This window comes from Anoxybacillus sp. PDR2 (assembly GCF_009834045.1).
In the GTDB taxonomy this organism is placed as follows: Bacteria; Bacillota; Bacilli; order Bacillales; family Anoxybacillaceae; genus Anoxybacteroides; species Anoxybacteroides rupiense.
In genome coordinates this window covers 1,586,470-1,599,625 of sequence record NZ_CP047158.1, presented here as the reverse complement: position 1 = coordinate 1,599,625, position 13,156 = coordinate 1,586,470, and the positions used below count along the sequence as shown (strand labels likewise).

Sequence of the window (13,156 nt, the reverse complement as noted above, 5' to 3'; positions counted from 1 at the left end):
CATAGCGGATTATGGATGATATGAAAGGGAGTATCACAATGAGCTCTTTGCTTCAGCTTACACTTTCGGCTTTAAAAAAACGGCTTGCCGATCGGCCGTCTATCCAAATCCAGCAGGAATCAGGGTATGTTACAGAAATCCGCTTTTTATTTAATGCCCCTGCGCTAGAATGGGAACTTGTAAAATTTGAAGAAACCAACCAATTGTTTTTGCCGAAGGACTATAAGGAATTTTTATTAATGCATAATGGAGCAAAATTATTTATAGATGAAAAAAGCGGTGCTTCTTTTGAAGTACTAAGTATAAGTGAGATACAAGAGGACCATCAATCTTTAGATTATCCAGAAGGTTGGTATCCTATAGCGTATGGTTTGGAGAGTAGTGTCCTAGTGATGAATCTTAACGAAATCAACCCTCATAAAAGAAGTAATGAATATTTGTTTTGGCTAGAACCGGGAGAAAGCATTGAACATGCGACTCCTCTTTCTATGAATTTTGAGATCTTTTTAGAGAGATTCATTATCTCACAAGGAGTGGAGTATTGGAATTGGCCCGCTTATAAAGCAAGACATTTCTATAAGGCGAATGATTTAGAAGATTAGAATTTGTTTAGCCCCCATACTATGAAGCCACCCACCTTTAAGGAGACTGTAAGCAGGAGGTTTATTTCTTTACATATGGGAAGAACTAAAAATGGTTTATAGGTGATTTTTCATTCTCTTTTCGTTCGGCGATTTGTTTCGAATTTGGATCTTTTTCATTTTTTTAAGTGATTGATGATGTTCCTATAATCTGTTTCGTTCCGGTTTTGGCTTAATTTATAGGCAGCTTGGATTTCTTCCACTTTAATTTTAAATCCAACGATACCTTTTAGTTCGCCTTCTAAGAGCTCAGGAGAAAGCTTGGCCCACAAAATTGTATAATAAACAAGAGGTTTAGTATACCAAATTTATAGGAGTGTATAAAATGAGATTTAAATTAATTGTTTTATTGATACTTTTGTTAAGCTTTTTATCAGCCTGTAAAGATGATTATGAAACAAAACAAGCCATTCTAAAGGAAAAATACAATTCTGTTATTAACCAAGTCATTAAATTAGAAAATGAGAGGTTGAAACGAGAGAATAAACCTGAAATAACCAGAGAAGAAACAGGTATTGTAGTTTATAATAAGGGAACATTAATTTGGCTTCTATATTATGTGGATTCAAAAGAAGTAACAGCGACCTATCAAAAAGAAAATAATAAGTATGTCTTACTTCCTGTCAATGAAGCTTCTAATAAGATTGAGAAATCAAATAAAGATTATGTAGAAAACCTAGGTGCAAAATAAAGAGAGATAGATTATCAACAAAGAGTCGATTCTTTGAGGAACCGACTCTTTGTTTTTTTATGCATATTATCTCGATTAGCTTTGATATCAAAAATTCCTCCCTCTGCAAATGTTGATATATCAAGATTTCTCGGTCTCTCAGCGGTATACCCCAAACATTCCATGGTACGCTTCGCGGATCGAAACATTGATATCGCCCGCTTCATCGATTGGCAAATCGCATACGGGGTGAACGGCTTATGGCAGTAGCACAATTCGTGATCACCATCCACCCGAGTTTCAACCCTTCTTTTCACTGTTTATTCTGCTCTGGCCGTCAGCTTATATCCTTCTGGAATGCGGTGAAGCGCTGTCACCAGCTATAGAAGTAAAATCGGAACCGCCAAAGCAAAACCGCACAAAAATAAACAAGCCGATCATCCCTTCTAGCACGCCGAGCGGCATGAGCCCTTGGGGAATAAAGCGGTTGCTCGAATTGACCCGCCCTAATAAATGGTTCAGCGTAATCGATTGCCGCAAACTCACTTGCGCAATGAAATACACAATGCGGCCGACGCTCGATAAAAATGAGCCGGCAAATATAAACGGAAAAGACCAACGCCTCGAGAACGGCTGTCGTCTCGCTCTGTCCATCCAAACGCGAAAAATAAGTTGAACAAGAAAAATGGCAATGTGCCTAACGCTTGCAATATTCCCATCTCCATTGAATTAGCTTGCAAAAAAGAAACGGGGCCGTAATTGGAATAGCCAGCAGCGAAATTTGCAAGCCAAAAAGCCCAACGGCTTGGCTGAACCAACATTAATGAAATTTCCTATTCATCGAAGGTGTTTCTTCCCTGATTATTATTGAAATATGAATAACAAACGTGGCACCACACATTCTCCTTCAATGGAAATTTTGTTGCCAAAAAAATAAATTTAAGCATGAGAATTTCAACAATTCCCCCGTATAGATGCGGCAGTTCCGAGCATACTAACCGATAACAATATAAATGAATAAGGTGAATGGGATGCTAGAGAATTGGAAACATTGGATTAAGCAAGCGGCCGACGCTATTGAAGATTGGTTCGAACAAGAAGAGCGGTCGTTTGCGGATATTGCGCATTTTATACGCTGTCATCCTGACACGTCTGTCACGGAACAAACATGGCTCGGTCTGACGTACCGCTTTTATTCGCTTCATCTCAAGCACGTCTCGTTCTCGATGGAAGCGAGAAAAAAGGGGACAAACGAAGAACACATTTTATTTCTTTCCGTGTGCCGCCCCTTAAAGGCGCCGATCGTGTATCGTTCTTATGACGAACAAGGCGACCTGTACCGAGTCATCCACGTTCCGCCGCTCACGCAACAAGCCGCATCCCGGCCATAGCGTGATGCGGCTTGTTTCAACCTTTAATGCCTTGCAGCCATTCTTGATAACATTCGGCACACAACGCTTTTTCTTGTTCTTCATTCGCTGTATAGAAGGATACATAATGAACTTGGTCAGCGCATTCGCTTTGGCAGTAAAAACACGTTTCGTCCATCTCCAAATCCCCCTTTGCCCATTATTAGTGTGAGCACACGGGAATTTTTTTTGCGTGTAAACTGCTCCCAATTCTGCTGGTGAAAGCGGCTTTTATTTTTGAAAAAAATTCCGCTAATATACATGTCCACAATGCACACAATAGGTTTCGGAAGGTGGTGAAAGAGATGAGAGCAACAGGTGTTCATGAAATTTTGGAGCTTCATGAGCTTCTTATGTTGAAAAACGTCTGTCTAGCAAAAAGTAAGGTGATGCAGACAATGGCCACAGACCCTGAGCTTCAATCATTAATTCGCCAAGATATTGAGACAACCCAACAACAAATCGTTGATTTACAATCTCTTCTATCCTAACACCAAAAGAGGTGATGTAGATGATGCAACAACCAACTGGTGGCTCTCAACCTTTAAATGATCAATTAATCGCCATCGATCTTCTTATTAGCATAAAGAATGGAATTAAAAGCTACGCAGTAGCCATTACAGAATCCGATACTCCCGAGGTGCGCAACGCCCTTAAACAACATTTAAATGATGCCATTCAATTTCACGAAAAAGTGAGTCAATATACGATTAATAAAGGCTATTACCATCCAATAAATGTTCAAGAACAGCTGCGTGTTGACATGCAAGTGACCCAGCAAATCACACAAGCGAATCAACTTCAATAAACTCATCAGGATTCAGCGTATAACTGAATCCTGATGAGTTTATTTGTTCTATTTTGTCATTTCCATGCCTCTCTGTTCATAAAATCCCCAGACAAATCCATTCGACGCCAACGGAAGAATGGAAAAATACTGCTTTAATGAACCTCCCCACCTAAACTCGGTTAAGAGGCGAGAGACTTCTTGATAGATGATGTTAAAATTCCATTCATTCACCATCATTGATGGATGCCTATTTTTATGGATCTATTTTCATGCCTGCTAAAAACTATCATCCGGACCACTCAAACGAACTTCTCAAATCTCTTCGTCCCGGAAAGAATCGAAAAAATAATACGCTCCACTTCTCTCTTATCGTCTGTCACAGACTATTCACTGCTTCTTTACTGAATATATTTACCATAATCAGGGACCGCTATACGATCGAAATCTCTGACTAACTGGATCAATCCTGCATGGAGCTGCTCTCCAATTACTGGTTTTCCGTGTCCCGTAACAGCTACTTCTGGATGCAGAGTTGCCAATTTACGAACAGACTCTTTTGCCTTCTCCCAATCATTTGTAAAATAACGCGGCGGTCCACTAAACTCTAGCTTCTGCGTCAGCACTTTAAACAGTTGATCCTGACGAACAGTAACAAATGCATCTCCAGCAATGAGCGCGCGGTCTTTTTCACGAAACAATGATATATGTCCAGGGGTATGACCAGGGGTATGAATCCAGCGAAATTCAGGCAGATGAGGAACCATTCCTCCACTTGGAAGTGGTTGAACACTGCTTCCTAAATCGATAGGTTCACTCGGAAAAAGGGCGGATACCTTTGCGATCATCCCTCCCTCTACTGACGGATCAGGCGCAGGGTAGCTTTTTTTCCCTGTTAAATAAGGCAGTTCAGCTGGATGAGCATAAACCGGGATGCGCCAATATCGGATCAGTTCAATCACAGCTCCGACGTGATCAAAATGTCCATGAGTCAAAATGATCGCCTTAGGGCGGCTATTCGAACCAAAACGCTTTTCGGCTGCAGCGATAATCTCATCAGCTGAACGAGGCATTCCCGCATCTACAAGTATAAAATCAGCGGCATTAGGAAGACCGATCAAGCAAATATTCACAACCTGAACGGTATAGCAATATAAATCTGGCAATATTTCTGTTCCTGTTCCATGAGCAACCGATATAGCCGGAATAAAGGTATAGTCGCTTCCATAGTGATTTTCTTCTATCTTCATATCCATTCCCTCCTTCAATGATACTATCCCACTTTTTTTGCCGCCTATTCTGATATAAGAAAATATTCCTAAAAAACCGATTATCCTTTATAATGTGCAGAAGGGGGATATTCATATTAGGAGGGATGTATATGATGAAAGTCTCGTTCCATAAGCTACTCCAAAACGAAGACGGAGCAATCCAGCTGTTTCGCAAAAAAGAGAAAAAGGACGCGAACATGGCTCCCATGCAAACATCTTCGCTTCACTTGCCCGATTCGGCCGTTGCCTATTATCGACAGCTTTCCGCATCCAATTATCATCAACAAGTCGTTCTTATTGGATTGACAGCGGAGGATTTTCAGCGTCTCGCCTCCCTGCGCCCGATTTTTGCCAAACATGTTCAAGCCATTGTTGATGCTTTTTATGAGCGCCTTGGGCAAATAGCAGATTTGGTCCATATTATTGAAAGCCACTCGACGATTGAGCGCCTCAAGAAAACACTGCAATCGTATTTAATGGACATGGTATCTGGTGAAATAGGTGAACAGTATATTATTAGAAGAAAAGTAATCGGCAATGTTCATCATCGTATCGGCTTGTTTCCAGAGTGGTATTTAGGCGCTTATTCTCTTATCCAAAATGAGGTGCTGAAAATATTGATGGAAGAGCTTTCGCCGAGTGAAGCCGTTCTGGCCTATTCTTCTTTTTCCAAGCTTTGTTCGTTCGACATGCAAATTGCCATTGCGACGTATATTGAATCCTATACGTCATCCATGATGAAGCTAAACGAAATCGAAGAGCTGCAGCACCGTCTCACGGAATCAGCTGCGATTCTTGCTTCTAGCGCTGAGGAAACGAGCGCCTCCATCACAGAAAACGAAAAAAATGTACAGGATATTCTAAACGAAATCTATACGATTCAGCAGCAATCAGCCGAAATCGCGGAGCGGGTCGAAAACGGAAAGCACGATGTCATGGACACATTAACAAAGCTTGATACGATCGCCGAGTTAATTCATGGAACGAAAGCATTAACAGCGGAGCTGACTAACAGTTCTTCTCAAATTGGCGAAATTGTGAACACGATTCGCAACATTTCTAATCAGACGAACATTCTCTCTCTCAACGCCAATATCGAGGCCGCCCGTGCTGGTGAACATGGAAAAGGATTTGCCGTTGTAGCAAATGAAGTGCGAAAGCTCGCTTATCAAACGGCTCAATCACTCGATTACATTCAAAATCATATTGATATCGTGCAACAAACGATTCAGCAATTTGAATCCTCGTTTCAACGCATTGTCGATGAAACAGGAGCTTTTCGCGCAGTAAACGAGAGCGTGATTCATATTTTTGATCAATCCATTTCCGATGTTAGGTCGAACAGTGATAAAATTAGTGCATTCACAGAGTTTATGAAAGACTTCCAGCACACATTTAATGAAATCTCGAAGGCTGCTTATCAAATTGCCGAAATGGCAGAACAGCTGAACTATCTGAATCATGAACTCACAGATAAATTCAAAAAGTAGCTCCTTACAACTTTAGGGAGGAAATACGATGAACCAACCTCAATTTAAATATGAACAGCGCACATTTAAACATTTATTTGAAATGTCAGAAACGCTTCTCCACGAAGCTAACGAACAACTGATCCGCATTGACATTGGACAATTGCCAAACGACGTAGACGCACGAAATTATGTTAAATTTCGTCTGATGCATTTGCAGCGCTCGTTTGGCGAAAGCGTTCCGATCGAGTTTCGCTCCACCTATAATTCCTTATGGAGCCAATTGTATCGTCTCGAGCATCAAGCCGACTATCGTCATCCGTATATCCAACAACTTCTTACTCACATCATGAGCGATGATCAAGATCACAGGAAAAATTACCGAAAATAACTATAGCAAAAATATTGCGGCAATGCTCGAACGATTAAATCAATACATTGTACTGACAGAGATGGAACAATACGCGCTGCAGCTTGTCTTGTGGGAGCTCATTTCCAACGTCATTCGCCATTCTACAATAAAAAAAGCGGATGTTCTTATTCATTTATCGACAGAGGACATCACGATTGAGCTCATCGATCACGGAAATGGTTTTGACTGGCGCAGTCAAATCACAAAAGCTCCTCCTTCCCTGCTTGCGCCACATGAAGGATGCGGATTATTTCTCATTCAACAGCTTGCAACACACGTAACCTTTGACGATGCTGGCAAAAAAGCGCGTGTCATCATTCAGCGCGCAAAAATTGAGGAGGAATTTCGATGATTCAAATAACAACCAACAACGATGTGATGATTGCCGTATTTCAGCAAGATATTAACTTTGAAACAACGCGCATCATGGAAGAAATACTGCGTCATCATACATACAGCAACATTTCGCGGTTGCAAATCGACCTTTCTGCCGTCCGATTCATTGATAGCTCTGGAGTGCGCCTATTTATTAGCTGGCTATATCCTCTAAAAGACCGTATACACATTGAAATTATAGGAGCGTCTGCTCCGATTAAAAACGTATTGTCCATTTGTCAAATTGATCAGTTTGTCGATGTCAAATAAAAAATAGCGCCTAAAAGTTTTTATGACGAATCATCAGCTTAAGCTGCCTTTCCTTGACACTCGAGAAAAAGCGGACGATAAGCGGCTTTTGTATAGTAAGAGATCACAACATATTAGACAATGATGCTACATCGCGTCAACATCGCTTTATGCTCCATTCTTATTTATGAATCACTGCCTTGGCCATCGGCAGCCAAAAGCTAGCCGATGGCGCCAGAAAAACAAAAAGCCAGCTGGCGGATCAACATGCTGTGATCCGAAACACTGGCTTGTTCTGTAAACCGGTTATATACTTTTCACAAAAACCGCTGGCCAAATAAACGTTTCCTCGATTAAGAGCGGCTGTTTTTATCCTATCCCGCCAGAACGACTCCCACCTTCAGGAATATGAAGGGCGTTGCCCGATAAACAAGGGGGAGAGGAATGTCGGTTGGCACTAGCCAAAGTAGAATGGAATTACTAGGACATATGGGCTTTTTTATACTTGTAAGTGGTTCTTAGAAAAACGAAAAGATAGGTCGTTTGTCATGTACAATCTTCAACGTGCCCTTGTCTCTGCACGGCTCGAAGCAGCGAAAAACAAGCCCAGAACAAACTTACAAGATTCGTTGTCATTTCACCGTTGGAACGGCGGGGAGAGCCTGCTAAAAAACCGAAAGATGCTTCTATGCTTGCAGGAATCTTCCATTTCGAAGCGAATGCGGAAGTAGCCTAAAAAATATGCATGCCCACAAATGTCATATCATCATCGCCAAAGCGCTGATGATTCATTTTACCTTCAAGTTGCTGCACAAATTCTTGAAACGATCGACAGTTTGGCAAAATGCGCTCCACATAGCTCTCCCATTCCCCTCCGGTCGCTTCGATCATTCCATCTGTATAAATCGCCAAATAAACCGGCCCGCTGAACTGAAGCTTCTCTTTTTTATAAGAAAATTGGGGCACGATCCCGATCGGTATTCCTCCTTCTTTCAATCTCTTCATCTCTCTTCCTTCTAAAAGCAGCGCAGGCGGATGTCCGGCATTCACATACTCGAGCGTTTTTCGTTTCGTATTGACAACACCATAAAAGGCGGTCAAATAGGACCGATTCTCAAAAAGACGCAAGGTATGCCTGTTTAATTCGTAAACCACGCGCAGCGGATCAGTTACACGCATCATAAGCCCTGGCAGCAATGAACGAATCGACATCGCCACAAGCGCAGCGGCAACGCCATGCCCCATCACATCAATAACAATAAACGCATATTCGTGAGGACTCACTTGATTCCAATAATATAAATCTCCTGACAGCTGAGAAGAAGGAATATATTTTCCGTATACACAAATTTCTTCATTGTAGATCGAAGATGGGAGCATTCCTTCTTGGATACAACGGGCAAGCTGCAAATCCTTTTCCATTTTTCTTTTCAGTTCCAACAGCTGCCTGTCTTTCTCGATATGGACGATCCTCATTCTTTTTGACTCATCCGTCCTTTGTTTTTGACGATACGCCAAGCGAATGCGGGAGATTAGCTCCGTCGTTGTAAATGGTTTACGAATATAATCAAACGCTTCGGCCTCCAAAACGTATTCAATCTCGTCATCACATTCAATCATCGCCACAACTAGAATATCTTTTTGAAAAAAAATGGACGGCTTTCGCTCTGTTTGCGCCGCTAATAGCGCCTGAACGTTGGCTAACACAGCATCAACCTGCTTTTCTTGCAACATATACGCGTGGGCCTTATCCATTTGATCAAACACCTGTATCGATATTCCCTTGATCTTCTTTAACATTTCTTTCATTTTCATGACGGCTGCTTGATTCTCTTCAATTACGACGATGTTCATCGTTTAACACCCTTTTTTCATCCCCTGTCTCTTTTATCCGGGCATCATTATTTTCGATAAGCCTTCCATATCAATTGAGTACAATCTAACAAATGCATGGCGGATCGTCAATATGACTTTCTCCTAATGAACCAAAGAGGCGGCCGCACGGTGTCAATAATCGTGTTGCCTTATTGAATAAATAGCTTCATCATCAACGGTAGCCCATAAGATGATGGCTTGCAATCGATTCCGTATTTTTGAATCTGCGTGGCTACATATGAATCGAATTTGTTATCATCATATTTCAGTCAAAAGGCACCCCGAAGGATGCCTTTAATCAAATGACTATCACATTGTCGTCTCGATTTTTCCAAACACTCCATAAATATACCCGCATAGCACGCAGTATACGATATGAAACCTTGTATCCCCATCTTTGCTTTTTCTGACACTGTTACCTGACACAATATTTTCGATCCCACTTGTACCACAATTAGGACATTGCAGATTGACCATTCCTATCCTCTCCTCTCCCTTTATAATCATTCGATAAAAAAAGACAGATTCCTACATGATTTGATCATTTGTTGTCGACAAAAAATAGCGAGACTTAGGATGAATGGTCTTTGCCATTAGAAAATGATACGACGCTTTTAACTCCCTTTGACTCAGATGGTCCCCTCCATCAAAGGGCTTTTTATTGAATGAAGGATTATGAGAGGCCGCTTCTTCAGCAATTGGCAATCCCTGTCCGCAAAACCTCTTCACCGTATGGAAAGCAGAGAAATCGGTATCATTCCTCCTATTCCCGAAACATCAAGCGTCTTTTCTCTCGAACAAGAAATGTTACTGCTTTCTTCTGGATTGCTCATCTGTCTGTTTCACTGCTTATTCTTCCTTCTTGAGTTCCGGGTTCTATTTTACGATATTCAATACTGGATGGATTCAGCCCATTTCCTAAAGATCCGTAAACGTTCCCTTGGCGCGGTTCGACCAATTCGTTTTGCTGATAGTAAAGTCTCGGTGTCTTCCAGAGTGCCCATAATGCTTTGAGCATTGGCATTTCATGATATCGATCTGGCCACATCCTTTTAATATGTTCTTTTACTAACGGATAGTATTTGGAACTCATGCTTGGAAACAGATGATGCTCTGTATGATAGGAAAAATTAAAATGGAGGAAATCCACCCATTTTGGAACGGTAACGGAAAGACTGTTAGCAAGCGGGTCGTTGACAGGAACTAAAGGATTGAGGCGATGATTGGTTGAAATGTAGCTCATCACAATAAAATTAGCGATCAACAGCGGTAATAAAAAGCTAAAAAACCAATTCGCGAATCCAACAATAAACAGCAAACCAATCCATGATATCCAAGGCAACATAAACTGCAAAAAGACGATAGCGCGATTTTTGGGCTGAAACTGTTTGCGAAAATAACCAAGCATTCTGATCGAATGAAACGTAAACATAATCGTTAACGAACTAAAGGCGAAAAACGCCCGTATCGTAAATGGAATTTTATAGATCCAGCGCAACAGACGGCTTTGTGCCAATTTGCTCATGCTCGGCCATGCATCAGGATCTTTTTCTTCATTTTGTGTATGGACATGGTGTGTGGCATTATGCCATTTTCTCCATAGCTTCGGGCCGGTGCATAACGGCCAAAAGGCAACAGCTCCAAGAAAATCCCGTAGCCATGGTGTCCGCACAACCGTACCATGCAAAATTTCATGTCCTAAAAACCCAAGCGCCGCAAAACTAAAACCTAATACAACAGAAATCAAGGTATTCCATATCACATGAAGATCGAACAAAGAAATAACGAGGATACCACTAAGTACTGTCAATAGATACACCAATCCAAGGAAAAGACGGGATGGGGTAGGTTGAAATGCTTTTTTCGGCAAAGACGGGGAGATTTGCGCCGCATACCAACCGAATGAATGAAACTTTTTCATATCATAACTCCTTTCAACTTTAACCTTTTGCCTGTAATCGAATGTAGCAAAAGGGGCCAACCTAACAAAAATTACAATTTTATAAAAAAAATCACATAACTGTTGATACGTTTGATTTATCTTAACATTCCCCTATTTGTCCTGTCAATGGATTTATGACCTAGTATTATTAACAGTTGCTATTCTTTCTATCAGCACGATCCCTAAAGCTGAATATACCAATCGATGGAATTGGGGATAATTTTCCAAATAAAAAAGACATCCTTAAAGATGTCGCTCCCAATCAACGAAATTCTCTATTCTCTTTATCAATGCTTTTCTGCTCACCTTCATTATTTTCAGGCGAGGAGGCTCCCGCTTTAATGAAGAACAGGCGGACACGGGGAAGAGTTGACATGATGGCGATGCAGCAATCCTCCCTTAAAAGAAATCAGCAAAAAACGTCGGTTTTGGCGAAATCATCGCCTCCAGCTGTTTGACTTCGGCTTCTGTTCCCTTCAGCTTGCCCATCTGATATAATGACCAAGGTCGCACATACCCCAGCAGCAGGGCAGCCGCCGTATTGATATCGAGCAAAAGCCCCCGTTTGGGTGGATGCAGACAAGCGGATTCTTCTTTTGTTGTCTTGCGAAATACCTTCACTCCCTTCTCATCCAGTTGGTAAATAGCTGAATTCCACGGCGCCACTTCATCATGCACATGCCAAAACAGCGGATTCTCTTGTTTCACAAAAGGATACGCTTGCAAAAAGCGTTCTAGATCAACGATTCGCGCCATAAAGTACGGATGAATTTCTTGGACGATTCTCGGCTCTTTCAACAAATAAGGAAGCGGATCGTCAACAGTGGTCACAATCGTCACCTGGTCTGCCATGGAATCATGCTGGCAAATAAAGTTCCATAGTCCTCTTTTTGCTTCTTCATGAAGAGCCACCATTTCTTTCACATGCATTTGCCGGTTTTGCATGTCATACAACAAATACCCTGCTGCTTGATGCTCCTTATCTATGTACAATACCGCATGCTCCGCTTTGGCGAACACAAAATGCTCCCACCAAAAATGATCGCGCTTTAATCCGCCGTTATATGAACGAATATAGCCTTCATACACGCTGTTTAACAGATCCACATTCTGAAGGGAGGCCCTCTCCATTCGTCCTGCTGCTTCTGGTAATGGGACGAGCTGCTTATTCTCAATGATTAATTTCTTATAAGAAGCAAAAAGCTCCCAGCCAAATCTTCTGTAAAAATTCACTTGAAACGGATGAAGGAATGATATACTTTTCCCGCTCTCCCTCATTCGTTCCAACGATTTTGTTAACAGCTTGGCCACCTTTCGCTTCCGGCGATGCTCAGGCCATGTCGCTACGCCGGCTACCCCTCCCATTTCCCATTCTTGTTCGTGAATAAAAACCGTAAATGGCAGCAAATGCACTTTTGCAGCAAGTTGGCCATTCTCAAAATCTCCCAAAATCTCTTGTTTATCCATCCATTGTTTGCGAACCATCTTTTGCTGCTCTGTAAGCTTATATTGAAAGGCATATTCTGATAGACGAAAAACCTCTTCATAATCAGCTTCCGTCAATAAACGGACAGATTCCATAATAGCTTCCTCCCTCTTCTCGATATCCTTTTCCCTTATTTCGCTTTTTTTCCTATAAAATCCTTTGTCCAGCAAAAATAAAAACCTTATAACGATAGATGCATTTTCTGGCTTGCTCGTTTTTTGGTCGACTTTCATCTCCTGTTGATGCCAGCTTTCTCATCAGAAGATTCAACTCACAGCAGATTTCCATTTTTTATAATCGAGGGCCAGTAATCGACTGTCGAAATCGGTTATCACCTGTTCATTTGGAGATCACTAGCAAGAAAGCCCTCTTAATCTCAATTGAATAGAGAGCCCAGCCAAACCTAGTTTTTTAATATCATCCACCGAGAAATCTCCCACCTCTAAGCGAAGTGGAGGTGGAGGAGGTTCATCGCGGAGAGCTTCTTAGGACGAAACTGCCCAGCATATAAAGGGAGTGTTACGAAAATCGTCTGATTTATGCTATTCTAATAGTGCGAAAAAATAAACA

The 13,156-nt window shown here is 41.6% G+C and carries 16 protein-coding genes and 1 pseudogene; 9 read left to right on the top strand and 8 right to left on the bottom strand.

Features of this window, described 5'->3' with window-relative positions:
• Positions 1–11 precede the first annotated feature (11 nt).
• A complete protein-coding gene (locus tag GRQ40_RS07750; protein WP_159719670.1) occupies positions 12–602 on the top strand; it encodes an SMI1/KNR4 family protein in 591 nt (196 codons plus the stop codon).
• 85 nt (positions 603–687) lie between these two features.
• Here the strand turns inward: GRQ40_RS07750 and GRQ40_RS07745 are convergent.
• Positions 688–916, bottom strand: a pseudogene (locus GRQ40_RS07745) (FMN-binding negative transcriptional regulator); the annotation flags it as partial.
• 50 nt (positions 917–966) lie between these two features.
• Here GRQ40_RS07745 and GRQ40_RS07740 point away from each other — a divergent pair.
• Positions 967–1,332 carry a hypothetical protein gene (locus GRQ40_RS07740; RefSeq protein ID WP_159719669.1) on the top strand — a complete coding sequence of 122 codons (366 nt, stop codon included), beginning with the start codon at positions 967–969 and terminating at the stop codon, positions 1,330–1,332.
• Positions 1,333–1,653: 321 nt separating this feature from the next.
• On the opposite strand, the gene GRQ40_RS07735 is transcribed toward GRQ40_RS07740, so the two are convergent.
• A complete protein-coding gene (locus tag GRQ40_RS07735) occupies positions 1,654–1,875 on the bottom strand; it encodes a hypothetical protein (RefSeq protein ID WP_159719668.1) in 222 nt (73 codons plus the stop codon).
• Positions 1,854–2,132 carry a hypothetical protein gene (locus GRQ40_RS07730; protein WP_066147515.1) on the bottom strand — a complete coding sequence of 93 codons (279 nt, stop codon included), beginning with the start codon at positions 2,130–2,132 and terminating at the stop codon, positions 1,854–1,856. The genes GRQ40_RS07735 and GRQ40_RS07730 overlap by 22 nt, the downstream gene beginning before the upstream one ends.
• A gap of 210 nt (positions 2,133–2,342) precedes the next feature.
• On the opposite strand from GRQ40_RS07730, the gene GRQ40_RS07725 reads away from it, so the two are divergent.
• Positions 2,343–2,702 carry a hypothetical protein gene (locus GRQ40_RS07725; protein WP_159719667.1) on the top strand — a complete coding sequence of 120 codons (360 nt, stop codon included), beginning with the start codon at positions 2,343–2,345 and terminating at the stop codon, positions 2,700–2,702.
• Positions 2,703–2,718: 16 nt separating this feature from the next.
• On the opposite strand, the gene GRQ40_RS18305 is transcribed toward GRQ40_RS07725, so the two are convergent.
• Positions 2,719–2,859 carry a hypothetical protein gene (locus GRQ40_RS18305; RefSeq protein WP_201295981.1) on the bottom strand — a complete coding sequence of 47 codons (141 nt, stop codon included), beginning with the start codon at positions 2,857–2,859 and terminating at the stop codon, positions 2,719–2,721.
• 166 nt (positions 2,860–3,025) lie between these two features.
• Between GRQ40_RS18305 and GRQ40_RS07720 the strand changes: the two genes are divergently transcribed.
• Both GRQ40_RS07720 and GRQ40_RS07715 read left to right on the top strand, forming a co-directional pair.
• A complete protein-coding gene (locus GRQ40_RS07720) occupies positions 3,026–3,211 on the top strand; it encodes a spore coat protein (RefSeq protein WP_044745463.1) in 186 nt (61 codons plus the stop codon).
• 23 nt (positions 3,212–3,234) lie between these two features.
• Positions 3,235–3,528, top strand: coding sequence for a spore coat protein (locus GRQ40_RS07715; protein ID WP_159720803.1), 294 nt, complete (start codon positions 3,235–3,237; stop codon positions 3,526–3,528).
• A gap of 380 nt (positions 3,529–3,908) precedes the next feature.
• On the opposite strand, the gene GRQ40_RS07710 is transcribed toward GRQ40_RS07715, so the two are convergent.
• Positions 3,909–4,757: an MBL fold metallo-hydrolase gene (locus tag GRQ40_RS07710; protein WP_159719666.1), complete on the bottom strand. Its 849-nt coding sequence runs from the start codon at positions 4,755–4,757 to the stop codon at positions 3,909–3,911.
• 131 nt (positions 4,758–4,888) lie between these two features.
• On the opposite strand from GRQ40_RS07710, the gene GRQ40_RS18845 reads away from it, so the two are divergent.
• Genes GRQ40_RS18845 through GRQ40_RS07690 form a run of 4 tightly spaced genes read left to right on the top strand, consistent with a single transcriptional unit; the run spans position 4,889 to position 7,304 of the window.
• A complete protein-coding gene (locus GRQ40_RS18845) occupies positions 4,889–6,268 on the top strand; it encodes a globin-coupled sensor protein (protein WP_159719665.1) in 1,380 nt (459 codons plus the stop codon).
• Positions 6,269–6,296: 28 nt separating this feature from the next.
• A complete protein-coding gene (locus tag GRQ40_RS07700; protein WP_044745467.1) occupies positions 6,297–6,638 on the top strand; it encodes a hypothetical protein in 342 nt (113 codons plus the stop codon).
• On the top strand, positions 6,604–7,011 hold the full coding sequence (locus tag GRQ40_RS07695; protein ID WP_066147504.1) for an ATP-binding protein: 408 nt from the start codon (positions 6,604–6,606) through the stop codon (positions 7,009–7,011). Before GRQ40_RS07700 ends, GRQ40_RS07695 begins: the two co-directional genes overlap by 35 nt.
• Positions 7,008–7,304, top strand: a complete 297-nt coding sequence (locus GRQ40_RS07690; RefSeq protein WP_066147502.1) for an STAS domain-containing protein — start codon at positions 7,008–7,010, stop codon at positions 7,302–7,304. Before GRQ40_RS07695 ends, GRQ40_RS07690 begins: the two co-directional genes overlap by 4 nt.
• 711 nt (positions 7,305–8,015) lie before the next feature.
• Here GRQ40_RS07690 and GRQ40_RS07685 read toward each other — a convergent pair.
• From GRQ40_RS07685 to eis, 3 genes are all read right to left on the bottom strand, one after another.
• A complete protein-coding gene (locus GRQ40_RS07685) occupies positions 8,016–9,137 on the bottom strand; it encodes a PP2C family protein-serine/threonine phosphatase (protein ID WP_066147501.1) in 1,122 nt (373 codons plus the stop codon).
• A gap of 850 nt (positions 9,138–9,987) precedes the next feature.
• Complete coding sequence (locus GRQ40_RS07680) at positions 9,988–11,079, bottom strand: Delta(10) desaturase DesB (protein ID WP_159719664.1); 1,092 nt, start codon at positions 11,077–11,079, stop codon at positions 9,988–9,990.
• Positions 11,080–11,499: 420 nt separating this feature from the next.
• Complete coding sequence (eis, locus tag GRQ40_RS07675) at positions 11,500–12,681, bottom strand: GNAT family N-acetyltransferase (protein ID WP_159719663.1); 1,182 nt, start codon at positions 12,679–12,681, stop codon at positions 11,500–11,502.
• Positions 12,682–13,156: the final 475 nt, after the last annotated feature.